Annotated in this window: 22 protein-coding genes and 2 tRNA genes; 10 read left to right on the forward strand and 14 right to left on the reverse strand. The window is 71.3% G+C overall.

Annotated elements, in window-relative coordinates:
* Nucleotides 1-63: 63 nt before the first annotated feature.
* The gene (locus AB0E24_RS02040; RefSeq protein ID WP_206333282.1) at nucleotides 64-732 is read right to left on the reverse strand and encodes an alpha/beta hydrolase family protein; all 669 of its coding nucleotides are present in this window, start codon (nucleotides 730-732) and stop codon (nucleotides 64-66) included.
* Complete coding sequence (locus tag AB0E24_RS02045; protein WP_093704775.1) at nucleotides 732-1,550, reverse strand: SOS response-associated peptidase; 819 nt, start codon at nucleotides 1,548-1,550, stop codon at nucleotides 732-734. The genes AB0E24_RS02040 and AB0E24_RS02045 overlap by 1 nt, the downstream gene beginning before the upstream one ends.
* Nucleotides 1,551-1,598: 48 nt before the next feature.
* Between AB0E24_RS02045 and AB0E24_RS02050 the strand changes: the two genes are divergently transcribed.
* The 4 genes from AB0E24_RS02050 (at nucleotide 1,599) to AB0E24_RS02065 (ending at nucleotide 5,264) form a co-directional block, all read left to right on the forward strand.
* The gene (locus AB0E24_RS02050; RefSeq protein WP_069873083.1) at nucleotides 1,599-2,312 is read left to right on the forward strand and encodes a M50 family metallopeptidase; all 714 of its coding nucleotides are present in this window, start codon (nucleotides 1,599-1,601) and stop codon (nucleotides 2,310-2,312) included.
* A 117-nt stretch (nucleotides 2,313-2,429) separates the two neighbouring features.
* Nucleotides 2,430-3,806, forward strand: coding sequence for a 3-phosphoshikimate 1-carboxyvinyltransferase (gene aroA / locus AB0E24_RS02055; protein ID WP_079258941.1), 1,377 nt, complete (start codon nucleotides 2,430-2,432; stop codon nucleotides 3,804-3,806).
* 12 nt (nucleotides 3,807-3,818) lie between these two features.
* Nucleotides 3,819-4,826, forward strand: coding sequence for a ribosome small subunit-dependent GTPase A (gene rsgA / locus AB0E24_RS02060; RefSeq protein ID WP_359374425.1), 1,008 nt, complete (start codon nucleotides 3,819-3,821; stop codon nucleotides 4,824-4,826).
* 114 nt (nucleotides 4,827-4,940) lie between these two features.
* The gene (locus AB0E24_RS02065) at nucleotides 4,941-5,264 is read left to right on the forward strand and encodes a DMT family transporter (protein WP_069864214.1); all 324 of its coding nucleotides are present in this window, start codon (nucleotides 4,941-4,943) and stop codon (nucleotides 5,262-5,264) included.
* Between the two features lie 211 nt (nucleotides 5,265-5,475).
* On the opposite strand, the gene AB0E24_RS02070 is transcribed toward AB0E24_RS02065, so the two are convergent.
* Nucleotides 5,476-6,036 carry a TetR/AcrR family transcriptional regulator gene (locus AB0E24_RS02070; protein ID WP_359374428.1) on the reverse strand — a complete coding sequence of 187 codons (561 nt, stop codon included), beginning with the start codon at nucleotides 6,034-6,036 and terminating at the stop codon, nucleotides 5,476-5,478.
* Between the two features lie 171 nt (nucleotides 6,037-6,207).
* On the opposite strand from AB0E24_RS02070, the gene hisN reads away from it, so the two are divergent.
* Nucleotides 6,208-7,002, forward strand: a complete 795-nt coding sequence (gene hisN / locus AB0E24_RS02075) for a histidinol-phosphatase (protein ID WP_069864218.1) — start codon at nucleotides 6,208-6,210, stop codon at nucleotides 7,000-7,002.
* Nucleotides 7,003-7,203: 201 nt separating this feature from the next.
* The gene (locus AB0E24_RS02080; protein ID WP_069864220.1) at nucleotides 7,204-7,596 is read left to right on the forward strand and encodes a CBS domain-containing protein; all 393 of its coding nucleotides are present in this window, start codon (nucleotides 7,204-7,206) and stop codon (nucleotides 7,594-7,596) included.
* 103 nt (nucleotides 7,597-7,699) lie between these two features.
* Here the strand turns inward: AB0E24_RS02080 and AB0E24_RS02085 are convergent, their stop codons facing one another.
* Entirely contained in the window at nucleotides 7,700-9,184 is a 1,485-nt protein-coding gene (locus AB0E24_RS02085) for a catalase (protein ID WP_079260653.1), read from the reverse strand.
* Between the two features lie 145 nt (nucleotides 9,185-9,329).
* On the opposite strand from AB0E24_RS02085, the gene AB0E24_RS02090 reads away from it, so the two are divergent.
* Nucleotides 9,330-9,743: a Fur family transcriptional regulator gene (locus AB0E24_RS02090; RefSeq protein WP_069864224.1), complete on the forward strand. Its 414-nt coding sequence runs from the start codon at nucleotides 9,330-9,332 to the stop codon at nucleotides 9,741-9,743.
* 73 nt (nucleotides 9,744-9,816) lie between these two features.
* On the opposite strand, the gene AB0E24_RS02095 is transcribed toward AB0E24_RS02090, so the two are convergent.
* The 4 genes from AB0E24_RS02095 to AB0E24_RS02110 all read right to left on the reverse strand — a co-directional run bounded on the left by AB0E24_RS02095 (nucleotide 9,817) and on the right by AB0E24_RS02110 (nucleotide 15,621).
* Nucleotides 9,817-9,893 (reverse strand) — tRNA-Met (locus tag AB0E24_RS02095).
* A gap of 604 nt (nucleotides 9,894-10,497) precedes the next feature.
* Nucleotides 10,498-12,345, reverse strand: coding sequence for a tetratricopeptide repeat protein (locus AB0E24_RS02100; protein ID WP_079152988.1), 1,848 nt, complete (start codon nucleotides 12,343-12,345; stop codon nucleotides 10,498-10,500).
* Between the two features lie 181 nt (nucleotides 12,346-12,526).
* A tRNA-Met gene (locus AB0E24_RS02105) sits at nucleotides 12,527-12,600 on the reverse strand.
* Nucleotides 12,601-12,669: 69 nt separating this feature from the next.
* On the reverse strand, nucleotides 12,670-15,621 hold the full coding sequence (locus AB0E24_RS02110) for a UPF0182 family membrane protein (protein WP_193525058.1): 2,952 nt from the start codon (nucleotides 15,619-15,621) through the stop codon (nucleotides 12,670-12,672).
* A 135-nt stretch (nucleotides 15,622-15,756) separates the two neighbouring features.
* Here AB0E24_RS02110 and AB0E24_RS02115 point away from each other — a divergent pair, with 135 nt between their 5' ends.
* Nucleotides 15,757-16,323, forward strand: a complete 567-nt coding sequence (locus tag AB0E24_RS02115; RefSeq protein WP_069864229.1) for a PPA1309 family protein — start codon at nucleotides 15,757-15,759, stop codon at nucleotides 16,321-16,323.
* Between the two features lie 21 nt (nucleotides 16,324-16,344).
* Here the strand turns inward: AB0E24_RS02115 and AB0E24_RS02120 are convergent, their stop codons facing one another.
* The 4 genes from AB0E24_RS02120 to AB0E24_RS02135 form a co-directional block, all read right to left on the reverse strand.
* Nucleotides 16,345-17,439, reverse strand: a complete 1,095-nt coding sequence (locus AB0E24_RS02120; RefSeq protein ID WP_087684288.1) for a YlbL family protein — start codon at nucleotides 17,437-17,439, stop codon at nucleotides 16,345-16,347.
* An 81-nt stretch (nucleotides 17,440-17,520) separates the two neighbouring features.
* The gene (locus AB0E24_RS02125) at nucleotides 17,521-17,703 is read right to left on the reverse strand and encodes a hypothetical protein (protein ID WP_079258936.1); all 183 of its coding nucleotides are present in this window, start codon (nucleotides 17,701-17,703) and stop codon (nucleotides 17,521-17,523) included.
* Nucleotides 17,704-18,019: 316 nt separating this feature from the next.
* On the reverse strand, nucleotides 18,020-18,487 hold the full coding sequence (locus tag AB0E24_RS02130) for a molybdenum cofactor biosynthesis protein MoaE (protein WP_069864233.1): 468 nt from the start codon (nucleotides 18,485-18,487) through the stop codon (nucleotides 18,020-18,022).
* Between the two features lie 103 nt (nucleotides 18,488-18,590).
* Nucleotides 18,591-19,700 carry an NAD-dependent epimerase/dehydratase family protein gene (locus AB0E24_RS02135; RefSeq protein ID WP_069864235.1) on the reverse strand — a complete coding sequence of 370 codons (1,110 nt, stop codon included), beginning with the start codon at nucleotides 19,698-19,700 and terminating at the stop codon, nucleotides 18,591-18,593.
* A 191-nt stretch (nucleotides 19,701-19,891) separates the two neighbouring features.
* Between AB0E24_RS02135 and AB0E24_RS02140 the strand changes: the two genes are divergently transcribed.
* Both AB0E24_RS02140 and AB0E24_RS02145 read left to right on the forward strand, forming a co-directional pair.
* Complete coding sequence (locus AB0E24_RS02140) at nucleotides 19,892-21,346, forward strand: zinc-dependent metalloprotease (RefSeq protein WP_093705775.1); 1,455 nt, start codon at nucleotides 19,892-19,894, stop codon at nucleotides 21,344-21,346.
* The gene (locus AB0E24_RS02145; protein ID WP_425508842.1) at nucleotides 21,343-21,873 is read left to right on the forward strand and encodes an NUDIX hydrolase; all 531 of its coding nucleotides are present in this window, start codon (nucleotides 21,343-21,345) and stop codon (nucleotides 21,871-21,873) included. The genes AB0E24_RS02140 and AB0E24_RS02145 overlap by 4 nt, the downstream gene beginning before the upstream one ends.
* A 172-nt stretch (nucleotides 21,874-22,045) precedes the next feature.
* Here AB0E24_RS02145 and AB0E24_RS02150 read toward each other — a convergent pair whose 3' ends face one another.
* A complete protein-coding gene (locus AB0E24_RS02150; protein ID WP_069864239.1) occupies nucleotides 22,046-22,804 on the reverse strand; it encodes an AIM24 family protein in 759 nt (252 codons plus the stop codon).
* Between the two features lie 16 nt (nucleotides 22,805-22,820).
* On the reverse strand, nucleotides 22,821-23,504 hold the full coding sequence (locus tag AB0E24_RS02155; RefSeq protein ID WP_359374433.1) for an AIM24 family protein: 684 nt from the start codon (nucleotides 23,502-23,504) through the stop codon (nucleotides 22,821-22,823).
* Nucleotides 23,505-23,514: the final 10 nt, after the last annotated feature.

Below are 23,514 nucleotides of genomic sequence, written 5' to 3' on the forward strand. Positions count from 1 at the left end.
GGCCCCCCGGCGCCCCGCGCACCGACCGGTCAAGGGCCGCGCCCGTCCCGTACCTCGTGGAGATCAGCCCAGGGCGCGCGGCAGCCAGTCGGCGACGGCACCGGTGATCAGGGCGAGCGCCGCGGGCTCGTCGAGGTCCGCCGACTTCGGCAGGCCGAAGCCATGATCGCCGTACGCCACCTCGACCAGCTCCATGTCCGCGGGCAGCTCCGGGAACTCCTCCGGCCGCCCGAAGGGGTCCCGGCCGCCCTGGACGATCAGCGTCGGCACCCCGGTGGCCAGCAGCTCCCCGGCCCGGGACCGCTCCGGCTTGCCCGGTGGGTGCAGCGGGAAGGACAGCGCCAGTACGGCCTTCGCGCCCAGCTCACGGGCGGTCCGGCAGGCCACCCGCGCCCCGGCGCTGCGCCCGCCCGCCACGATCGGCAGCCCGGCCTTCTCCAGCGCGGGCCATACGGCACGCCATCCGGTGTCGAGGGTCGAGGGCGCGGGCGCGATCTTCTTGCCCGCCACCCGCCACGGCTGCTCGACCAGCGCGACGCTCACCCCGCGCCCGGGGAGCGCCGCGGCCAGCGCGCGCAGGTCCCGCGCCTCGATGCCCCCGCCGGCGCCGTGGCTCGCGGCGAGCAGGGTGTGGGGGCTGGGAGCGTGGTGCCAGGTGATCCGGGCGTCCCCGGCCGGGGTCGGCACCGTCTCGGCGGTCGCCTCGGGCGTTCCCTTCTCCTTGGCCGCCATCAGAACAGCGTGCCCTCTTCCGGGGCCTCGAGCTCATCGAGCAGCTCGGGGCCGTTGTTACGGACATCACTCACACCGGTCGCCACCGGGTACGCCCGCAGCAGCCCGGAGGGCGGCGGCGCCAGCAGCGGCAGCAGATCGTCGGGGTCGGTGCGGCCGGGGTCCAGCCAGGAGGCCCAGCGGTCCTCGGTGAGGACCAGCGGCATCCGCGGGTGGATCTCGGCGAGCGACCGCGGTCCCTCGTCCCGGCTCACGCCCCCGAACGGCTCCTTGTCCGCCTCGGTGGTGATCACCGTGCAGGTCACCCACCACGCCCGCGGATGCTCGTCCGGCAGCGTCCGGTCCCGCCAGAACTCGTACAGCCCGGCCATGGCCATCACCGCGCCGTCCACCGGGGTCACGAAGTACGGCTGCTTGCGGGGCCGCTTCCGCTTGCCCTTCTCCTCGAGCTGCCGCTCCCCCGACCCGGTGACCCACTCGTAGTAGCCGTCGGCGGGCAGGATGCAGCGCCGCGAGGCGAAGGGCCGCCGGTAGGACGGCTTCTCGTGCACGGTCTCGGCCCGTGCGTTGATCATCTTCGCGCCGCCCTCGGGGGACTTCGCCCAGGAGGGCACGAGACCCCACTTCAGCGCCCTCAGCTGGCGAACCGGGCGCGGCTCGGCGGCGTCCTTAAGAGGGCGTTCGAGCACCGCGTACACGTCCTTGGTGGGCGCGACGTTCCAATCGGGCGCCAGAGTCTCCTCCGGTTCCCACTTCTCCACTCCGAAGAGCCCGACGAGATCCTCCGGCCTCCGGCTCGCTGCGTATCGACCGCACATAGGTGCCACACTGCCACGACCCCTACCGAAGCGAGGAGCCGCCCGCACATGGACGCAACGAACGCCGCCGACCTTTGGGACCGGGTGACCGGCGCCCAGCCCGACCCCACCACCTGGCTGGTCGTCTCCACCGGCGTGATCGCGTTCGCGGTCGTGGTCTTCCGCACCGCCTGGCGAATAGCCCGTAACGCCATCACCATCGCCCACGAGGGCGGCCACGCCCTGGTCGCCCTGCTCAGCGGGCGGCGGCTGGACGGCATTCGGCTGCACTCGGACACCTCGGGGCTGACCGTCTCGCGCGGCAAGCCCACCGGCCTGGGCATGATCCTCACCGCGGCGTCCGGCTACACCGCCCCGTCGCTGCTGGGCCTCGGGGGCGCCTGGCTGCTGGCGGCGAACCACATCACCTTGCTGCTGTGGGGAACGACGGCGCTGCTGGTCGCGATGCTGGTCATGATCCGCAACGCCTATGGCGTCCTTACGGTCGTCATCAGCGGTGCCGCCTTCTTCCTCGTCTCCTGGCTGACCGGGCCGGACGTCCAGGCGGGGTTCGCGTATGCCGTGGTCTGGTTCCTCCTCCTGGGGGGCGTGCGTCCGGCCTTCGAGCTCCAGCGCAAGCGCCGTCACGGCGGCGCGTACGACTCCGACCCCGACCAGCTGGCGCGGCTGACGGGCATTCCGGCCGGCGCCTGGCTGCTGCTCTTCCATGTGGTCTCGCTGTGTTCGCTGCTGGCCGGGGGGCGCTGGCTGCTGGGGTTGTGACCCCGTACGAGCGCCCGGCGCGCTTCCATCGGTAGCCGTAGCAGCGCCGTGTTTCGACTGGGTTTCGCCACTTTCGATCAAGATTGGCACTCTGGGCGAACCACTAAAGTGAGACCCATGACCGGCATTGAGACCTCCCCGGGCGATCACACCGCCCTCTGGCCCGCTCCGACCGCCGACGGAGCGGTGGACGCGACCGTCACCGTGCCCGGATCCAAGTCGGTTACCAACCGCGGTCTGATCCTGGCCGCGCTCGCCGCCGAACCCGGCTGGCTGCGCCGCCCGCTCCGCTCCCGCGACACCCTCCTGATGGCCGCCGCGCTGCGCGCCATGGGCGTCGGCATCGAGGAGACGGTGTCCGACGGCGCCCTCGGCTCCAGCGGCCCCGCCGGCGGCGGAGAGGCATGGCGGGTCATCCCGGCGGGGCTGCACGGCCCGGCCACCATCGACGTCGGCAACGCCGGCACCGTGATGCGCTTCCTGCCCCCGGTCGCCGCCCTGGCCGACGGCCCCGTCCACTTCGACGGCGACCCCCGCTCCCATGAGCGCCCGCTGCACGGCGTGATCGACGCCCTGCGCGCCCTCGGCGCCCGTATCGACGACGACGGCCGCGGCGCGCTGCCGATGACCGTGCACGGCGGCGGGGCGCTGGACGGCGGCCCGGTCCGCATCGACGCCTCCTCGTCCTCCCAGTTCGTGAGCGCGCTGCTGCTGTCCGCGCCGCGCTTCAACCAGGGCGTCGAGGTGCGCCACATCGGCGCGGCGCTGCCCTCCCTGCCGCACATCCGGATGACCGTCGACATGCTGCGCGCGGCGGGCGCCCGGGTGGACACCGCGGAGGCGGGCGGCGAGCGGGGCGTCTGGCGGGTGGCGCCGAGCGCGCTGCTCGGCCGTGACCTGGTCGTCGAGCCGGATCTGTCCAACGCGGCGCCATTCCTGGCCGCCGCCCTGGTCACCGGCGGTCGGGTGACCATCCCCGACTGGCCGGAGCGCACCACCCAGCCCGGGGACGAACTGCGCCGGATCTTCACCGAGATGGGCGGTTCCTGCGAGCTCACCAAGACCGCTCTGACGTTCACCGGAACGGGCCGGATCACCGGGATCGACGCCGATCTGCACGAGGTCGGCGAGCTCACCCCGGTGATCGCGGCGGTCGCCGCGCTGGCCGACTCCGAGTCGGTGCTGCGCGGCATCGCGCATCTGCGGCTCCATGAGACCGACCGGCTGGCCGCACTCGCCAAGGAGATCAACGAGCTCGGCGGGGACGTCACCGAGACCGAGGACGGACTGCGGATCCGCCCTCGCCCGCTGCACGGCGGGATCTTCCACACCTACGAGGACCACCGGCTGGCCACCGCCGCCGCGGTGTTCGGCCTGGCCGTCGAGGGTGTGCAGGTCGAGAACGTGGCGACCACCGCCAAGACCCTCCCCGACTTCCCCGGTCTGTGGACCGGCATGCTCGACGCGACGACGACCTCGGCGCGGAGATCCTGAGAGCCTGGACTCATGCGCCGCTACGGCAAACACACCGACGAGGACGACGTTCGGATCCGCCCCAACCGCAAGGGCAACCGGCCGCGCACCAACATCCGTCCCAAGCACGAGGACGCCACCGAGGGCTTCGTGCTGACGGTCGACCGCGGTCGGCTCACGGTCCTGGTCGAGGACCGCACCGTCACCGCCATGAAGGCCCGCGAGCTCGGCCGTAAGGGCGTCGTGGTCGGCGACCGGGTCGCGGTCGTCGGGGATCTCTCCGGCGACAAGGACACGCTCGCCCGGGTCGTACGGGTCGAGGAGCGCTCCTCGACCCTGCGCCGGACCGCCGACGACGACGATCCGTACGAGCGGGTCGTGGTCGCCAACGCCGACCAGCTCGCGATCGTGACCGCCCTGGCCGACCCGGAGCCGCGCCCGCGCCTGATCGACCGGTGTCTGGTGGCCGCCTTCGACGCGGGTCTCGAACCGCTGCTCGTGCTCACCAAGTCCGATCTGGCGCCCGCCGGGGAGCTGCTGAAGACCTATGAGCCGCTCGGCGTCCCCTATGTCGTCACCAGCCGTGACGACCTGGCCGACGACGACGCCGCCGACCAGGTGCGGGAGCGGCTGACGGACCGGATCACCGTCTTCGTCGGCCATTCGGGCGTGGGCAAGACCACGCTGGTGAACGCGCTGGTCCCGGACCACCAGCGGGCCACCGGCCAGGTGAACGCGGTCACCGGCCGCGGCCGCCACACCACCACCTCCGCGCTCGCGCTGCCCCTGCCGGACACCAAGGGATGGGTGATCGACACCCCGGGCGTGCGGTCCTTCGGGCTGCACCACGTGGACCCGGCGCGGGTCATCCACGCCTTCCCGGACCTGGAGCCGGGCACCGAGGGCTGTCCGCGCGCTTGCAGCCACGACGAGCCGGACTGCGCGCTGGACCAGTGGGTGGCGGACGGCCACGCCGAACCCGCCCGGCTGTACTCCCTGCGGCGGCTGCTGGCCACCCGGGAGCGTCGGGAGGGCGACTAGGGAGCGTGTTTGCCGTCCGACCCAGGCGGTAAATGGATAATCGCATCAAGCAATCCGGGCGACCGGGCGGTCACCGGGCGACGGCAGCGGGCGGCGGCACGGGAGGGCATCTCTATGGCGTGGCTGCTGGTCGTGGTCGCCGGGCTACTCGAAACCGGCTTCGCCGTCTGTCTCAAGCTCTCGCACGGCTTCACCCGCCTCTGGCCGACGATCGCGTTCTGCGTATTCGCGCTCGGCAGCTTCGGGCTGCTGACGCTGTCCCTCAAGAAGCTCGACGTGGGGCCCGCGTACGCGGTGTGGACGGGGATCGGGGCCGCCGGGACCGCGATCTACGGCATGATCTTCCTCGGCGACCTCGTCTCCACGCTCAAGATCATCTCCATCTCCCTGGTGATCGTCGGCGTGATAGGGCTCCAGCTCTCCGGCTCGGCCCACTGAGGCCCATTGGCCCGTTGGCCCGTTGGCCCGTTGGCCCGCTGGCTCACCGAGACCCATCGGCCCACCGAGACCTACCGGCCCACTGGGCCTATCGGGCCGCCGAGCCCGTCGGCTCGCCGAAGCCAGCCAGCCCGTCGGCTCGCCGAAGCCCGTCTCGGCTCGGTGAGCCCCTTCGGCCCGCTGAGCTCCGGCCGGCCGGCCGGAGCCCGGCTCAGGCCAGCACGGTGCGCACCATACGGGCCACATCCGCCGCCGGGACGGGTGCCACCACGTACGACAGGGCCAGCCTGGCGACCGCCTCACAGGCCAGCGGCAGCTCGACCGCACCGGGCGGCCAGTCGCCCTCCAGCAGCCGCACCGCCCGGTCCCGGGCCTCGCCGAGCAGTTCGCCCGGCGCGGGCAGCGCCCCGGGTGGTGCCGTCCTTACGGTCGTCGGCAGCCGCTCGTTCCAGCAGCCCGTGAGCGCCGCCCGCACCAGCGGGTTCTCGGCCGCCGTACGGACCGTCCACACGGCCGCGGCGGCCAGCCGCTCCCCGGGGGCCGCCGCGCCGGACACCCCGGACAGCGCCCGCTCGATCCCGCGCAGATACGCGTCGGCCTCGCGCCGCACCAGAGCGCGGGCGAGGCCCTCCTTGCTGCCGAACTCGTTGTAGAGGGTCTGCCGGGAGACCCCGGCCGCCGCCGCGACCTCGGCCATCCTCACCCTCTGCCACGGACGGCTCCCGAGCGCGGTGAAGGCCGCGTCGAGTAAGGATTCGCGCGCTGCGGGCATCGTCGCCTCCAGAGCGGCTTCGTCGCCTCCCGGCCTGGCATGTGCCCGACAGAATTGACGGACCGCCAGATGAAGTCAAGAGCCCCGCGCGGGCCGCCCCGCACGGCCCAAATCCCCAGTCCATGCGGAGTCGTGTAGCTCCCCGTCTTTTCCTGTCGATACTGTTCGGCCATGCCCGACTACCACGATGACCTGCGTCTCGCCCATGTCCTCGCCGATGCCGCCGACGCGACCACCATGGAGCGGTTCAAGGCGCTCGACCTCAAGGTCGAGACAAAACCCGATATGACGCCGGTGAGCGAGGCCGACAAGGCGGCCGAGGAGCTGATCCGCAGCTCCCTCCAGCGCGCCCGGCCGCGCGACGCGGTGCTCGGCGAGGAGTTCGGCAGCGAGGGCACCGGTCCGCGGCGCTGGGTGGTCGACCCGATCGACGGCACCAAGAACTACGTACGCGGGGTCCCGGTCTGGGCCACCCTGATCGCCCTCATGGAACGCGGCCAGGGCGGCGACCGGCCGGTGGTCGGGGTGGTCTCCGCACCGGCCCTGGGACGGCGCTGGTGGGCCGCCGAGGGGCGGGGGGCGTACACCGGGCGCAGCCTGTCCTCCGCGAGCCGGCTGGCGGTCTCCAAGGTGAGCGGCCTCTCCGACGCCTCGTTCGCGTACTCCTCGATCAGCGGCTGGGAGGAGCGCGGCAGGCTGAACGGCTTCCTCGATCTGACGCGCGCCTGCTGGCGCACCCGTGGCTACGGCGACTTCTGGCCGTACATGATGGTCGCCGAGGGCTCGGTGGACATCTGCGCCGAACCGGAATTGTCGCTGTGGGACATGGCGGCGAACGCGGTGATCGTCCAGGAGGCGGGCGGCCGCTTCACCGGGCTCGACGGCGTACCGGGCCCGAACAGCGGCGACGCGGCGGCGTCCAATGGGCTGCTGCACGGGGCGCTGCTGGACTATCTGCGGCCCTGAGGGTCGCGAGGCAGCCGCCGGGTCCTTACGCGGCGAGAACCGGAGTGTGAACCGGAGCGCGGGGCGCGCTCCGCGGCAGGTCGGCCTCCGCGCGCCCTTGTTGCACTCACCGAGGCATGTGAACATGAGGATCCAGGACCTTGTGAACTTGTGAATCCGTTCTCTAATGGATTCACCAAGGAGGTGGCTCCATCCATGCCCATGCACGTCCGTGACGCCATGAGCTCGGTGGTCCTCACCATCGGCCCCGCACATACACTCCGCCAGGCCGCCCGGCTGATGTCCGCGCGCCGGGTCGGATCGGCCATCGTGCTCGATCCCGACACCAGCGGCCTGGGGATTCTCACCGAGCGCGACATCCTCAACTCCCTGGGCGCGGACCAGGACCCGGACCAGGAGACCGCACACGACCACACCACCGCCGATGTCGTCTTCGCCGCCCCCGGGTGGACGCTGGACGAGGCGGCCCGCGCGATGTCCCAGGGCGGCTTCCGCCATCTGATCGTCCTCGACGGGGGCGACCCCGTCGGGGTGGTGTCGGTGCGGGACATCATCCGCTGCTGGGCCCCGGCTCCACAGCCGGTACCGGCCTGAGCGTCAAGCGGAACCGCGCCCGGAACGCGAAGAGGCGCCCGGAACGCGAAGAGGCCGGCGCCCGTCGGCGTCCGGCCTCTTCGGTTGGTACGGCAAGCGTCCGTCAGCCGCGCAGGGCCTGGACCGCGGCCTCCAGCCGCTTGCCGTAGTCGGCGTCCGCCTTGCGGAAGTTCTCGATCGCCCGCTGTGCGATGTCATCGCGGGAGACCTTGGCGATGAACTGCGCCAGATTGTCGATCAGGCGCCCCTTCTCGTCGTCCGACATCAGCCGGTAGAGGTTGCCCGCCTGGACGAAGTCGTCGTCCTCGGCGTGCGAGGGGGCCTCGTGGTCGCCGGTCCGGCCGGACACCGGGGACGGCTGCCACAGCGGCCGGCCGGTCTCCGCCGGGCCGCCGAAGCTGTTGGGCTCGTAGTTCTTGGCGCCCGCGTGACGGCCGTCGTACAGGAAGCCGTCCCGGCCGTAGGTGCGCGCCTCGGCCGCGTGCGGACGGTTCACCGGCAGATGGTCGGCGTTGATGCCGACGCGGTAGCGGTGGGCGTCGCCGTACGCGAAGAGGCGGCCCTGGAGCATCTTGTCCGGGGACGGGCCGATGCCCGGCACGAAATGGGCCGGAGAGAAGATCGACTGCTCGACCTCGGCGAAGATGTTCCGCGGGTTGCGGTTGAGCTCCAGCTTGCCGATCTCGATCGGCGGGTAGTCCTCGTGCGGCCAGACCTTGGTCAGGTCGAACGGGTTGAAGCGGTAATTGGCCGCCTCGGCCGCCGGCATGATCTGCACCTGCACGGTCCAGGTCGGGAAGTCGCCGCGCTCGATGGCCTCGCGCAGATCGCGCTGGTGGCTGTCCGGGTCCGCACCGGCGGTCTCGGCCGCCTCGGCGGCGGTGAGGTTCTTGATCCCCTGGTCGGTCTTGAAGTGGTACTTCACCCAGAAGACCTCGCCCGCGGCGTTGTTCCACTGGTAGGTGTGCGAACCGTAGCCGTTCATATGGCGGTACGAGGCCGGGATGCCACGGTCACCGAACAGCCAGGTCACCTGGTGGGTGGCCTCGGGCGAGAGCCCCCAGAAGTCCCAGACGTTGTCCGCCTCCTGCGAGCCGGTGTACGGGTCGCGCTTCTGGGTGTGGATGAAGTCGGGGAACTTGATGGCGTCCTTGATGAAGAACACCGGGGTGTTGTTCCCGACGAGGTCGTAATTGCCGTCCTCGGTGTAGAACTTCAGCGCGAAGCCGCGCGGGTCGCGCACCGCGTCCGCCGAACCGAGGTTGCCGGCCACCGTCGAGAAGCGCAGGAACGTCTCGGTCTGCTTGCCGACCTCGGAGAGGAACGCCGCGCGGGTGTACTTCGACACGTCCGCGGTCAGGGTGAAGGTGCCGTACGCACCGGCGCCGCGGGCGTGCACGATCCGCTCCGGGATCCGCTCACGGTTGAAGTGGGCGAGCTTCTCGATCAGGTGCTGGTCCTGGATGAGGACCGGACCGCCGATGCCCGCCGTCTCGCTGTTCTGGTTGTCCGCCACCGGAGCCCCGGACTCCGTGGTCAGCGGACCAGTGATGTTGTCCTGGACCGTCACGTGCGCCTCCTGCGTAATCGCGTTCTGTCCCTTTGGTCTGGGGCTGGGCCTGATCCTACATTGGACAACGTCTAAGTCAAGAAGGCATGGAGAGTCATACCCGATCTGGTCAAGCACTCGTCCGCTGCTACCCTTGTCCTTATCTGACTGATAGGTGAATGGCATGAGTGACCTGCTGGAACGACTCCGGGGACGCGGCTGGAGGCTGACGGCGCAGCGGCGTGTCGTCGCCGAGGTCCTCGACGGCGACCACGTGCACTACACCGCCGACGAAGTCCACGCGCTGGCGGCCGAGCGACTGCCCGAGATCTCCCGCGCGACCGTGTACAACACCCTCGGCGAGCTCGTCACGCTCGGCGAGGTGATCGAGGTCACCACGGACGGCAGAGCCAAGCGCTACGACCCGAACGCCCATCACGCGCATCAGCATCTGGTGTGCGCGCGGTGCGGCACGATCCGCGATGTCCACCCCTCCGGCGACCCGCTCTCCGACCTGCCCGCGCAGGAGCGCTACGGCTTCGCGGTCTCCGCGGTCGAGGTGACGTACCGGGGGCTGTGCCCCGACTGTGCGGCCTGAGGAACGGCGCGATGAGCGGCTGAGACCGCGACGGACGAAAGGCCCGGATCCTTGAGGATCCGGGCCTTCGCCGTGGTAGCGGGGACAGGATTTGAACCTGCGACCTCTGGGTTATGAGCCCAGCGAGCTACCGAGCTGCTCCACCCCGCGTCGTTGTGAAACAATCTTAACCCGGGGTGGACAGCAGGAGCAAACCGACTACCGCCAGGCCCGCCCACCAGCGGGATTCCTGCCCCTGGAGCGCCCGGCGGTGGGCCGCCCGGCAAAGGGGCGCCTGCCCATGGGGCGGCCGCCGCTGGGACACCTGGCCGCTAGGCCGCACGCCAGGGGGACGTCCGCCGCTGGGACGCGTGCCGATGGGCCGCCTGCCGCCAGGCCACCCACCCGTGGGACGCCCGCCGCCAGCCCCAGCAGCACGCCCGCCAGCGGGCCGCCTGCCGCCAGGCCACCCGCCGGTGGCACGCCCACCGCTGGTACAGGCGCCAACGGGCCACCCGACGGGGCGCCTGGCCTCTTGGCTGCACGCCACTGAGCCATCCGCCGCCGGGACACCTACCGCCAGGCCACCCGCCATTAGCACACGCACCAGCGGGCCACTCGCCAACGGGCCACCCACCGCCAGGGAGCCCGCCGCCAGGCCACCCACCGCCGGGACACCCGCCAGTGGCACGCCCGCCGCCGACCACCGGGCCGGACCCCCGACCCGGGGGATCCGGGCCGGGGGATCCGGGCCAGGGGATCCGGGCCGGGGTCCCTACGCCGTGAGTTCCTGTTGGAGCGCGTCCCGGAGTCGGGCCGCCCGCTCGGCGACCTCCGCGGGACCCAGTTCGACCGCTCGCGCGCACCACCGTTGCCCCTCGGCGAGCGCCCCGCGCCGGGCCGCGAGCAGGGCGAGCCGCAGTGCGGCCCGGCCGTGGCCCGCCTCGGCGGCACGCGTCCACCACAGGGCGGCCTCCGGCTCGCTGCCCTCGCGGGCCAGCAGCAGCCCGAGGTTGAACGCGCCGTTGCTGCTGCCCGCCTCGGCCGCCGTGCGGTACCAGCGCGCGGCCTCGACCACATCGCCGCGCGCGGCCGCGAACATGCCCACCCGCACCTGGGACCGCCGGTGGCCCTGGCGCGCGGCGCGCTCGTACCACTCCTCGTACTCGGGGACGATGGGCCCGGAGCCGTCGTGGGGCGGCGGGGTCGGGAAGCGTGTCCCGGAGGAGCTGCCGAAGCCGGTGCCGGTCGCCGGGTCGCCGCCGACCGACGAGCGGTCCAGCAGCGCGGCCAGCCGGAAGGCGCCCTCCGCGCTGCCGCCGCCCGCGGCGCAGCGCAGATGGCGCTCGGCGCCCTGGAGGTCGCCGTCCCGCTGCAAGGCGAGGCCGATCTGGAGCGCCGCCTCGGTGTGCCCGGCGGCGGCGGCCCGCTCGTACCACTGCCGGGCGGCCCTACCCTCGCCCCGGCCCGCGTACAGGATCCCCAGGTTGAACGCGGCGTCGACGCTGCCCGCCTCGGCCGCCTTGGAGAACCACGGCTCGGCGCCCGCCGCGTCGCCGCGCTGAAGCAGCATCACGGCGACCGCGTTGGCGGCCTCGCGGTGGCCCGCGTAGGCGGCGCGGCGGTACCACTGCTCGGCCTGGGCGGTACGGCCCTGCTCGGCGCAGAGCAGCCCGAGGTTGTAGGCGCCGTTGATGTCCCCGGCGTCGAGCGCGGCGCGGTACCAGCGCTCGGCGGTCTGGGGCTCGCCCCGGTCGGCGTGGAGCGCGCCCAGCGCGTTGGCGGCGTTGCCGTCGCCGTCCTGGGCCGCCCGGTGCCACCAGACGGCGGCGCTGTCGGTGTCGCCCGCGTCGCGCAGCAGGAAGCCCAGCGCGCAGGCGGCACGGGCCTCGCCGTCCTTGGCCGACATCAGGTACCAGCGGCCGGCCTCCTTGGTCGCGCCGCGCTTCTCCAGCAGCGTGCCGAGGTGGAGGGCGGCGCGCCGGTGGCCGCGCGCGGCGGCCTGCCGGTACCACTGCTCGGCCTCCTCCCGGCCCGCGCCATCGGCGCCCCGGCGGCGCTCGGCCGTCGGCTCGTCCCCTTCGTCGCCGTGGTCGTCGAGGATGCGGGCGAGCCGGTACGCGGCCTCGCGGTGGCCGCGCTCAGCGGCCGTGCGGAACCAGCGCTCGGCACCGATGTCGCTGCGGTGCTCCAGCAGATCGCCCAGCGCGTACGCGCCCAGGGTGTGCCCGGACTCGGCGGACTGGCGCAGCCAGTACTCGGCGGCGGGCTCATCGCCCCGCTCACGGTGGTGGCGGCCCAGGGCGTGGGCCGCGGCGGGGGAGCCGGCGACGGCGGCTATCCGCCACCAGCCGGCGGCGTCGTCGGCGTAGCCGCGCTGATGCAGCAGAACGCCGAGGTTGTTGGCGGCGGCGCGATCGCCCGCCGCGGTGGCTCCCCGCAGATGCGGTTCGGCGCCGTCGAGGTCGCCGCGGCGCAGCAGCAGCGCGCCGAGTGCGCTCATCGCGGCGGTGTCACCGCCCTCGGCCGCACGGCGGTGCCGGGTCTCTTCCTCGGCATCGTCGTGCGTGTGCGCAAAACGCCCTGTCTCCAACAGACTGACCCTGTCCCCCATAAATCCCATCGTGGCATCACCCGCATCCGGCGTACACCTGGTATACCGCAGCCGACGAGGTCACTTCAGCGTTTTGTCGACATGCCCACAGAGAGACAACCCAAACGCTGGTATCCGCATTCCCCGAGTGGACGCTCCTGGAACGCACAACGAGGCCCGGATCCTTGCGGATCCGGGCCTCGTCCTTTAGTAGCGGGGACAGGATTTGAACCTGCGACCTCTGGGTTATGAGCCCAGCGAGCTACCGAGCTGCTCCACCCCGCGCCGTGGTGAAACCACCGTACCACGGCGCGTGGGGTCGGCCGGCCGGCCGTTCTCGCAGGTCGTCAGGGGTCAGCCGCCCTTCTTACCGGCGCCTTCACCGGCGCTCTGGCTCTGTGGCTGGTTCTGCTTCTGCCCCTGCTTGCTGTCGGCCGCCTTCTCCTCCGCCTTGGCGGCGCGGTTCAGAGCGTCCCTCAGGTCCTCCTGGGCCCTGCCGTACGCCTCCCAGTCCTGCGGCTGCTTCTGGAGCGCGTCCTGGGCGTCCTGATAGGCGTCCTGGGCGTCCTTGAGGGCCTCCTTCACCGTGGGGTTGGTGCTCGACGGCGGTTCTTGCTGACCGCCGTCGTTCGGTGGCCGCTCTTCGGACGACTCACCGAAGACGGCGTCCAGGGCCTCCCCCAGGGTGTCCTTGAAGACCGTCTCCTTGCCGTAGGAGACGCCCACCTTCTTCAGCAGCGGGTAGTTGGCGCTGCCACCGCGGGCGTAGACGGGCTCGATATAGAGGAAGCCGTTGTCCAGCGGCACGGTGAGCAGATTGCCGTACTCGATATCGGAGTCGGTGCCCCTGAGGTTACGGACGAACTCGGCGACCTCCGGATCACCGTTGAGCTCGCTCTGCACCTGCTGTGGACCGGGCACGTTGGAGGTGACCTTCAGCAGTCTTATCGTGCCGTAGTCCTTGCTGTTGGCATCCGCGTCGATCGACATGAACGCGCCCAGGTTGGGACGCCCGTTGGGGGTGAAGGTCGTCGTCAGCGAGAACGTCTGCGCCTTCTGGTCGGGCATCTTCATGCTGAGGTAGTACGGCGGCACCGCGTTCCCGTCCTTGTGGGTCGGGTCCTCGGGCACCTGCCAGGCGTCACTGCCGCTGTAGAACTGCTTGGGGTCCGTGACGTGGTAGCGGGTCAGCAGCTCGCGCTGGACCTTGAACAGGTCCTGCGGATACCGCAGATGCTCCATCAGCTCGCCGCTGATCTTGTCCTTGGGCTGCACGGTGCCCGGGAACGCCTTCTCCCAGGTCTTCAGGACCGGGTCCTTGGTGTCCCACTCGTAGAGCTTCACGGTGCCGTCATAGGCGTCCACGGTCGCCTTGACCGAGTTGCGGATGTAGTTGACCTTGTTCTGCTGCGCGACCACCGAACGGTCTCCGTCACTCAGCGAGTCGGCCGTGCTGTCGCCCAGGGTCGTCCGCGAGGCGTACGGATAGCCGTTGGTCGTGGTGTAGGCGTCGACGATCCACTTGATCCGGCCGCCCACCACCGCCGGATAGGCGTCACCGTCGATGGTCAGCCAGGGGGCGACCTTCTCGACGCGCTCCTTGGGCGTGCGGTTGTACAGGATCCGCGAACCGTCGCCGATCGCGCCCGAGTAGAGGATCTGGGGCTCGCCGAACGCCACCGCGTAGGCGGCGCGGTTGACCGGGTTGGAGAGACTGACCCCGCTCTTGCCCTTGTAGCTGGTGGTCCGCTCGCCGTTCTTCTCGTAGTCGAGCTCCTTCTGGGGCCCGCCGACTATCGAGTACTGGTCGGTCTTCTCGCCGTAGTAGACCTGCTGCCGGTAGGTGCCGACCCCGCCGCCCGAGGAGGACTTGGTGGGCAGCCCGGACTCGGTGAAGTCCGGCGAGCCCGCCGGGTCCGCGTTGGGATCGGGCGTGCTGCCCTTCGCCGCCACCATGCCGTAGCCATGGGTGTAGGTGAAGTGGTCGTTGATCCAGTTCCGCTTGGGGATGCCGCTGAGGTTCAGCTCGCGCACACCGACCACGGTGTCCTGCTCCTTGCCGTCGGCGCCCTTGTAGCGGTCGACGTCCAGCGTGGACGGGAACTGGTAGTACTTACGCTCCTGCTGGAGCTGCTGGAAGGTCGGCGAGATGACACTGGGGTCCATCAGCCGGTAACTGGCCGCCGTATTGGCGTCCTTGCGGAGCTTCTCGCCGCCGCTGTCGCTGTCGTTCTTACCGGAGTAGTCCGCCACCTTGGAGTCATCGATGCCGTACGACTGGCGCGTGGCCTCGATGTTCTTCTGGATGTACGGCGCCTCCTTGGCCTGCTCGTTCGGCTGGACCTGGAACTTCTGCACGATCGCCGGGTAGAGCCCGCCGATCAGGATCGCCGACAGCACCATCAGCCCGAAGCCGATGACCGGCAGCTGCCAGGTGCGGCGCCACAGCGTGGCGAAGAAGAGCACCGCGCAGATGGCCGCGATGAAGAACAGGATCGTCTTGGCGGGCAGATAGGCATTGGCGTCCACGTAGCGCAGACCCGTCCAGTTGCCCGTCGCCTTGAAGTCGCTGGACTTCACCGCGAGGCCGTAGCGATCCAGCCAGTACGCCACCGCCTTGAGCGCGACGAAGACGCCCAGCAGCACCGACAGATGGCCGGTGGCCGCGGCGGTCGCGCGGGCGCCGGGGCTGGTGACCCGCAGGCCGCCGTAGAGGTAGTGCACCAGGGCGGCGGCGATCAGCGAGAGCACCGTGGCCGCGAAGCCGAAGCTCAGCAGGAAGCGGTACCAGGGCAGATCGAAGGCGTAGAAGGCCACGTCCTTGTGGAACTGCGGGTCCTTCTGACCGAACGGCACGCCGTTGACCCACAGCAGCCAGATGCGCCACTGGCCGGCCGCCGAGGCGCCCGCGATCAGCCCGACCAGGGCGGTGACCGCGAGCAGCACCCACTTCTTGAACGGGGCGATGCCCATCCGGTAGCGGTCCAGGCTCTGCTGCTCCATGGACATCGCGCTGAGCGGCGGCCGCAGCCGGTGCGCCAGCCAGATGTTGATCCCGACGGCCGTGGCCATCAGCACGCCGAAGACGAAGAACAGCCCGATCTTCGTCTTCAAGGTGGTACTGAAGACAGAAGAGTAATGAAGAGAGCTATACCAGAGCCAATCCGTCCAAAACCCGGCAAACATGACAAAGAGCATGGCCAACACGGCCAGCACGCCCAGGGTCATGAGCAGGGTTCTGGCACGCCGGGACGGTCGGCCGACTCTCACCCGCGGCCCCGTCGGGCCTCCGCCGCGGTCCGGCATCTGGAAAGCCAAGGTGCGCACCTCGAAGTTCGCTGTCGATTGAGGGAACCCTGAAACCCAGGGCCCACCTGATGCAACTTACTCAGGCTTTACTCAGTTCCCGTTTCCGGGTCCGAACAGGGCACGATATGAACCATGTCCAACGCAACCCCCGGCACCGGCCCGCTGGCCGCGCATCCGCTGACCCGAGCCGTCCTCGAGATCGACGAGTACGCCGCAGGGCTCGGCTGGGACCAACCCGCCCGGCTCTTTGCCCTCGTCGACACCGCCCGGCTGCGCACCGAGGAGCCCGGCCTCGCCGCCCAGCTCGGCCTTGACGAGGACGGCGAGGAGATCGCCTCCCTGACCCCCATCGAGCAGGACGAGATGCCCTCCGGCGCCCCGCTGGACGAGTTCCTCGCCACCATCGCCTGGCCCGACGCCGTGACCGGCTGCGCCCTGACCGTGGAGCGGCAGATGCTGCCGCCGTCCGCCGAGGGCGCCGTGCCCGAGGGCCTGGACGACGCCGCACTGGCCAAATGGGTCGCCGACCACCCGGACCGCCAGGAGGTCCGGATGACCGTCGCCGTACTGCGGGACGGCGCGCGCGAGTCGGCCCTGCGGCTGCGCGAGAAGGACTCCGCCACCGAGGTGGTCACCGGGGCCGGTCTGGTGCCGGGCCTGGCGGACGCCCTCGCCGCCACCTTCGCCACCACCGACTGACGCCCGCCACGGGGGCGCCGCTCAGCCCGTCGTGCACTTCGGCAGACCGGCGGTGTCCCCCTTACGGATCTTCTCGAGCGCCGTGAGGGCGTCGTCGATCGTGTGCACCTTGACCAGCCGCAGCCCGCTCGGCACGTCCTTGGCGGCGGCCGCGCAGTTCTCCTTGGGCGTGAGGAAGTAGCGGGCGCCCGCGTCACGCGCGCCGATCGTCTTCATCTCGATCCCGCCGATCGGGCCGACCGTGCCCTTGTCGTCGATCGTGCCGGTGCCCGCGATGAACTTCCCGCCGGTGAGATCGCCGGGCGACAGCCGGTCCACGATCCCCAGCGCGAACATCAGACCCGCGCTGGGCCCGCCCACGTCCGCCAGCTTGATGTCGATCCGGAACGGGAAGGTGTAGTCGATCCCGGCCTGGATGCCCACGATGGCGCGCGAGGGGCCCTTGTCCGCCTTCGTGGTGGTGATGGTGACGCGCTCCTCGCCGGTGGGCTGCTTGCCACGCTTCTCCGCCGCGGCCACGTCCTTGGCCGGGACGACCGAGAAGACCACCTTCTGGCCCGGCTTGTGCTTGGTGACCAGCTTGGCCACGTCATCGGGCTCGCGCACCGCCGTGCCGTCCACCGACTTGATCACATCGCCCGCGTGCAGCCTGCCCTGGGCCGGGGCGCCCTTCTGGACGGCGCCGACGATCACATGCGCGGTGACCGGCTTCTTCAGCGCCCGCAACGCCGCGACCTTGGCCGACTCCTGGGACTGGGTGAACTCCTCCGCGTTCTGCTGGTCCACCTGGTCCGGGGTCTTGTCGTCCGGGTAGAGGGTGCTGTGCGGCACGACCACGTCATCGTGTGCCAGCCAGCCGTAGACGGCCTCCACGAGGTTCATCCGGTACTCGGAGCCGGTGACCCGGACCGTGGTCATGTTCAGATGGCCACCGGCGGTCTCACAGCTCTTACTGCCGGAGATCTGTAGCACGCACTCCCCGTTGTGCTCGCCCAGGGTGTTGTAGGTCGGCCCCGGCGACATCTCCGCGTACGGCACCGGGATCAGCACTCCGGCGCAGAGCAGCGCGATCAGCATCAGAAGGGAAGCGAGCATCGTCGCGGTGCGGCGTGGCATGGAACGACAGTACGGGACCCGTCCGTCAGTCCACCGTCGGGGCCGTCCGTACGAGGGGCGGCGCGGACGGGGAGCGCGGAGTCAGGCCGCGGCGTCCGAATCGGAGGGCCGGCGCTCCATCGCCTCGCGGAAGCGGGCATATCCGGCCAGCTCGGCTACATCTCCCCCGGACTTCCGTTTGCCGGCCCGGGCGGCTATGCCGGCGTATATCGCCGCGCCTATCGCCGCGAACAGTGGAATCAGCAACCAGAGAAGCGCACCCACAGCAGCCTCCCGACCCCTTGAAAAATCGCGACGAACAGCCGCGACTGACAGATGAGCAGATTAAACCTCTGCCAGGTCAACGCTTACGGCAGGGTGGGGGTTACGCAAGCGGAGTACACCCTTCCGTGCCCCCATGCGCATGCGCTTTCCCCCTACGCGCCCACCCATTCCTCATGCGCCCACCCGCCCTTCCGTCACCCCTCAACGAGGCGCTACGCGCCCACCCGCCCTCCCGTCACCCGACCACCACCCCTCAACGAGGCGCTACGCGCCCACCCGCCCTCCCGTCACCCGACCACCACCCCTCAACGAGGCGCTACGCGCCCACCCACTCTTCAGTACCGTCGGCGAAGGTCTGGTGCTTCCAGATCGGGACCTCGCGCTTGAGGTCGTCGATCAGCCGTCGGCAGGCGGCGAACGCCTCCGCGCGATGCGGGCAGGAGACGGCCACCACCACGGCCAGATCGCCGATCGCCAGATCGCCCACCCGGTGCACGGCGGCCAGCGCGCGCACCGGGAAGTCCGCCACGACCTTCTCGGCCACCCGGCGCAGCTCCGCCTCGGCGGTGGGGTGCGCGGAATAGCCGAGGGCGCCGACCTCCGCGCCTCCGTCGTGGTTGCGCACGGTACCCACGAACAGCGCCGTGCCGCCCGCCGCGGCATCGCCCACCGCCCCGAAGACCTCGTCCACGGACAGGGGCGTGTCACGGACGGCGAGCAGCCGGATGGGGTGGGCGGAGCCGAGTTCGCCGGGGTGATCGTACGAATGTGCCATGTGGTCCATCGTGCCGTACCGTCCCGCCCTCGTGGAAAGAATGGAGCAACCGGATACCGGATCCCGGAAAGTATCTTCCGGGAACGCCGGAAAGCGCCCGGGAGCGCCCGCCTCAGGCCCGGCGACGCGCCTTACGGGCGCGGCGCACGATCGCCGCGGTGCCCACCAGGGCCACGGTCGCACCCGCGGCGCCGAGCGTCGTGGCGTCCTTACGGCCGAGCCGCCGGCCCGCGACCGTATGGCGGCCGGAGACCTCCTCCAGCAGCTCCGCCAGGACCTCCTCATTGGTCCAGCTCGGCCGCCAGCCCGCCGCGTGCAGCCTGCTGCCGCTGACCGCCCAGGGATGCATCGTGTACGCGAGATCGCCGGCCGGGGACGGCGTCAGACCGAGCCGGTGCAGCCGGGAGGCGGCGCCCAGGGCCACCGCCGACGGCAGCTCCATGCGCCGGATGCCGGACAGCTCCTCGACCTCCTCCTGCTCCAGCCAGCCCTCGCAACCGACCGCCAGCTCACCCTCGACCTTCTCCAGGGCGGCGTACTCCAGCGCCCCGACCAGGTCCTCCACATGGCAGAACTGCCAGGTGGGACGGGATCCGGCGACGACCAGCAGCCGCGGTGACTCGAAGTAGCGGGTGAGCGCGGTGTCCGTGCCGCCGACCAGGACCGCCGGACGCACCACGGTCACATTCAGCCCCGGATGCGCCCGGGGCGCGCGCTCCCCGAGCCGCTCGATCTCCAGGAGGTCGCCGACGCCGGTGGCCTCGGCGGTCGCCCGCAGCTCCGCGTCCTCGGCGAGCGGCACGTCGTTGTCCGGGAGCGCCCCGTAGACCATCGCGGAGGTGCACAGCACCACCCGGCGCACCCCGGCCGCCGCGGCGGCCGTCAGGACGGTCTGGGTGCCGCGCACGTTGTAGGCGGTGCGGGCGGCGGTGTCGGTGCCCAGGTCCAGGTCGACGGCGAGGTGGACCACCACATCCGCGCCGCGCAGCTTGTCGGCGATGGCCGGATCGCGGACGTCCAGCACATGCCACTGCGCCTCGGTCACCTCACCGCGGCGTTCATCGATGGCCAGGACCTGCTTGACCTCTTCGGACTCCGCGAGCCGCTGCGTCAGCAGGGCACCTGGGCCCGAGGCGGCACCGGTCACCGCCACGACGGGCCGTCGTACGGTGCGGGCCGTATCGTTTCGCGCAGCGCGAACTTCTCGGTCTGGGGAACTCACCGGGCGTCTCCAGCGGTTGTCTTCAGTACGGAGCGCATGCACGCATACGTACCAGGTGACGTCCATCCTGCCGCAGGGCGGCGATCAGCGAAGCACCGAGCCCGGAAACCGGCGAGGTGTCTAGGCTGGGTGGTGATGTCGGGCATCCGCCACCGGCCCGGGGCCGGTGGCCCAACGAGCCGAGGAAACCCGTGAGTGACACCCCATTCGGATTCGGCCTTCCGCCGGAGGAGCCGGACGACGGCGACGACGGTAAGAAGAAGGGCGGCCAGGGCGGCGAGCAGGGCCCCGCGAATCCCTTCGGGTTCGGCGGCGGCCCCGGTGGCGCGGGCGGCGCGGAGAATCCGTTCGCCGCGATGTTCGGTTCACTGAATCCGGGCGACCTGGGCGCCGCGTTCCAGCAGCTCGGGCAGATGCTCTCCTACGAGGGCGGCCCGGTGAACTGGGACATGGCCAAGGACATCGCACGCCAGACGGTCGCGCGCGGCACCGCCGACGGCAGCAAGGACGAGAGCGTCGGCCCCGCCGACCGTGCCGCGGTCCAGGAGGCCGTGCGCCTCGCGGACCTGTGGCTGGACGGCGTCACCTCGCTGCCCTCGGGCTCCGGCAGCGCGGTGGCCTGGAGCCGCGCCGAGTGGGTCGAGGCCACCCTGCCGGTGTGGAAGGACCTGGTGGACCCGGTCGCCGAGCGGGTCGGTGCCGCCATGGGCGATGTGCTGCCCGAGGAGATGCAGGCCATGGCGGGCCCGCTGCTCGGGATGATGCGCTCGATGGGCGGCGCCATGTTCGGCACCCAGATCGGGCAGGCGCTGGGCGTGCTGGCCGGTGAGGTGGTCGGCTCGACCGACATCGGGCTGCCGCTGGGCCCGGCGGGCAAGGCGGCCCTGCTGCCGGTCAACATCGCGGCGCTCGGCTCCGGCCTCGGCGTGCCCAAGGAGGAGGTCCGGCTCTATCTGGCGCTGCGCGAGGCGGCCCATCAGCGGCTGTTCGCCCATGTGCCGTGGCTGCGCTCGCACCTCTTCGGCGCCGTCGAGGGGTACGCCCGCGGCATCAAGGTCGACACCGCCAAGCTGGAGGACGCGGTCGGTCAGCTCGACCCGACCCACCCCGAGCAGTTGCAGGAAGCGCTTCAGCAGGGCATGTTCCAGCCCGAGGACACCCCCGAGCAGAAGGCCGCGCTGGCGCGTCTGGAGACCGCTCTGGCGCTGGTGGAAGGCTGGGTGGACGCGGTGGTCCACGCCGCCGCCAAGCCGCATCTGCCGTCCGCCGACGCCCTGCGCGAGACGCTGCGGCGGCGCCGCGCGAGCGGCGGCCCCGCCGAGCAGACCTTCGCCACGCTGATCGGCCTGGAGCTGCGGCCGCGTCGGCTGCGGGACGCCTCCCGGCTGTGGGCCTCCCTGACCGACGCCCGCGGCCTGGAGGGGCGCGACGGGCTGTGGGCGCATCCGGACATGCTGCCGACGGCGCAGGACCTCGACGACCCGGACGGCTTCGTCCATCGCGAGCAGCTGGACTTCTCCGAGCTGGACAAGATGCTCGGCGAGGCGGCGGGCGGTGCGGACCGTAAGGACGGCCCCGACCGTCCCGACCTCCGTAAGGACCGCACGGACGGCGAGGGCGACGACCGGGGCGACGGCGAGAAGTGAACCATCTGCACCAGGACGCGGCGCGGGTGCTCACCGAGTGGCCCGCGCCCGATGCCGCCCAGGACCGGCTGCGGCTGCTGTACGGCGACCATCTCGCCGCGTATCCGGACGGTATGTGGAAGGCGTGCGGGGACGGCCACATCACGGCGAGCGCGCTGGTGATCGACCCGGAGCGGGAGCGCGTGCTGCTCACCCTGCACCGGAAGCTGCGGATGTGGCTCCAGATGGGCGGCCACTGCGAGCCGGGCGACACCACGCTCGCGGGCGCGGCGCTGCGCGAGGCCACCGAGGAGTCCGGGATCGAGGGGCTGACGCTGCTGCCGGACGGCCCGGTGCGGCTCGACCGGCACCACACCCCCTGCGCCTGGCATCTGGACGTCCAGTACGCGGTGGTGGCGCCCCGGGGCGCGGTGACGGCGATCAGCGACGAGTCACTGGATCTGCGCTGGTTCGGCTACGACGAGGTGGCGGACGTGGCCGATGAGTCGGTGCGGCTCCTGGTGACGCGCACGCGTGCGCTGCTCTGAGCCCTGAGCTCCGAACGCGGGGCAGAAGCCATACGGAGTGCGGGACGGCCGCGGGTCCGAGGGACCCGCGGCCGTCGCGTCGGTGGCCGGGGTGAGCCGGTGGCCGGGGTGAGGACTGGCCGGGGTGAGTCGGTGGCCGGGGTTGGGACTGGCCGGGTGAGCGTGGCCGCCGTCAGTTGCTGAAGATGTTGCCCTGGTTCTGACCGCGGGCGCCCTGCTGGCCCATGCCGAACTGCGCCGCCATGCCGCCCCCCGTCACCGCGTTCTGCGGCGGAAGCAGCTCGCTGGGCTGCACCAGGGCGTAGCCCTGGCCCAGGAAGCTGAGCTCCCAGCCCTCGCCGGTGTTGCCGCGCCGCCGCCAGACGCCCGAGGAGTGCGTCTGCGCCTGCATCTGGACCCGTAGCGAACTGGACCAGGCGACGATGGCGTCCGCGTCGGCGTTGACGTACTTGTCGGGGGTGACCTGGAGCATCAGCGGCTCCCCCGAGGTCATCAGCGCGACCTTGCCCTGGCCGGAGATGTTGAGGTTGTACTTGCCGGAGCCGGCGATCCCGTACTGGCTGTCCACCGCGATCGCCTCCCAGTGCAGCGTGGAGTCGAGCGCGAGCACATAGGAGCTGTCGACGGTCAGCCCGTCGTGATCCACGTCCATCACATGGATGTGCTGGGCGAGGTTGGCGAGGTAGACCGTGCCCTGCCCGGAGCAGCGCATCAGGTCCAGGCCCTCACCGGTGCGGCCCCGGGCGCTGCGCTGTCCCGGCGTCTGGTACTCGCCGTCGAACTCGATGAGCCCCTGATAGGCGACCATGCTGCCCTTACGGGCGAGCACATCCTCATGGCCGCTCAGGGCGACCCGCAGCAGCTGCGGATTCTGGAGCGCGTAGCGGTCCTGCGTCTGGGCCTCGGTGAAGGCGAAAAGCGGGCTCTGCATCTGGTGTCCCTCCCCCTCAGCCCCGCGCCCGGAGCCGGTCGGTGCTGTCCTCACTGGGCTGTACGACGACGAAGCCCTGCCCGGAGAAGCCGAGCTGATACGCCTCGCCGCTGCCCCTGCCGATCAGGGACGACGCCTTGAAGCTGCGCTTGCCCTTCACCTTGAGCCCGGAGGACCAGGCCACGAGCGCGTCCGGGTCCACATAGGTCTCGTCCTCGCCGCGGCCGCAGTCGACGACGATGGGGGTGCCGCGGGAGGTCAGGGCGACCCAGCCGGTGCCGGAGACGCCTACGTTGAACAGGCCCTGACCGGCGAACTTGGCGATGCCCTTGACGCGTTCGACGCCCCATTGGAGGTGCGCGTCGAAGGCGAGGAGATTGGTGCCGTTGACCGAGAGCGCGTCGCCGTTGAGGTTGATGCAGACGACGTTGGCCCCGTAGTCGGCGAGGTAGAGCAGTCCGTCGCCGCTGCACCGCATCAGCGGGGCGCCCTCACCGGTCAGCCACTGGGAGGCCATCTGCCGCACCGCGGGCGGATTGGGCTCGTACTGGACGAAGCCCTCGTAGGCCACCATCGAACCGGTGCGGGCGAAGAGGTCCTGGCCGCTCTGCATGGCGACCTTGAGCATGCTGGAGCCGTGGTTCTGCATACGGGCGGCCACCGGGGCGGGTGCGAAGCCCGAGATCATTTGCTGGTCCATGACGGGCTCC

This window comes from Streptomyces malaysiensis subsp. malaysiensis (assembly GCF_040653035.1).
Taxonomy (GTDB): Bacteria; Actinomycetota; Actinomycetes; order Streptomycetales; family Streptomycetaceae; genus Streptomyces; species Streptomyces malaysiensis.

Excerpts from the sequence above, each read along its gene's own strand:
- AB0E24_RS02155 (WP_359374433.1), bottom strand. The coding sequence starts at position 23,504 with ATGGACCAGCAAATGATCTCGGGCTTCGCACCCGCCCCGGTGGCCGCC.
- hisN (WP_069864218.1), top strand. The coding sequence starts at position 6,208 with ATGCCCGACTACCACGATGACCTGCGTCTCGCCCATGTCCTCGCCGAT.
- AB0E24_RS02080 (WP_069864220.1), top strand. The coding sequence starts at position 7,204 with ATGCACGTCCGTGACGCCATGAGCTCGGTGGTCCTCACCATCGGCCCC.
- AB0E24_RS02110 (WP_193525058.1), bottom strand. The coding sequence starts at position 15,621 with ATGCCGGACCGCGGCGGAGGCCCGACGGGGCCGCGGGTGAGAGTCGGC.
- rsgA (WP_359374425.1), top strand. The coding sequence starts at position 3,819 with ATGCGCCGCTACGGCAAACACACCGACGAGGACGACGTTCGGATCCGC.
- aroA (WP_079258941.1), top strand. The coding sequence starts at position 2,430 with ATGACCGGCATTGAGACCTCCCCGGGCGATCACACCGCCCTCTGGCCC.
- AB0E24_RS02090 (WP_069864224.1), top strand. The coding sequence starts at position 9,330 with ATGAGTGACCTGCTGGAACGACTCCGGGGACGCGGCTGGAGGCTGACG.
- AB0E24_RS02120 (WP_087684288.1), bottom strand. The coding sequence starts at position 17,439 with ATGCCACGCCGCACCGCGACGATGCTCGCTTCCCTTCTGATGCTGATC.
- AB0E24_RS02065 (WP_069864214.1), top strand. The coding sequence starts at position 4,941 with ATGGCGTGGCTGCTGGTCGTGGTCGCCGGGCTACTCGAAACCGGCTTC.
- AB0E24_RS02115 (WP_069864229.1), top strand. The coding sequence starts at position 15,757 with ATGTCCAACGCAACCCCCGGCACCGGCCCGCTGGCCGCGCATCCGCTG.
- AB0E24_RS02100 (WP_079152988.1), bottom strand. The coding sequence starts at position 12,345 with ATGGGATTTATGGGGGACAGGGTCAGTCTGTTGGAGACAGGGCGTTTT.
- AB0E24_RS02130 (WP_069864233.1), bottom strand. The coding sequence starts at position 18,487 with ATGGACCACATGGCACATTCGTACGATCACCCCGGCGAACTCGGCTCC.
- AB0E24_RS02040 (WP_206333282.1), bottom strand. The coding sequence starts at position 732 with ATGGCGGCCAAGGAGAAGGGAACGCCCGAGGCGACCGCCGAGACGGTG.
- AB0E24_RS02045 (WP_093704775.1), bottom strand. The coding sequence starts at position 1,550 with ATGTGCGGTCGATACGCAGCGAGCCGGAGGCCGGAGGATCTCGTCGGG.
- AB0E24_RS02070 (WP_359374428.1), bottom strand. The coding sequence starts at position 6,036 with ATGCCCGCAGCGCGCGAATCCTTACTCGACGCGGCCTTCACCGCGCTC.
- AB0E24_RS02150 (WP_069864239.1), bottom strand. The coding sequence starts at position 22,804 with ATGCAGAGCCCGCTTTTCGCCTTCACCGAGGCCCAGACGCAGGACCGC.
- AB0E24_RS02050 (WP_069873083.1), top strand. The coding sequence starts at position 1,599 with ATGGACGCAACGAACGCCGCCGACCTTTGGGACCGGGTGACCGGCGCC.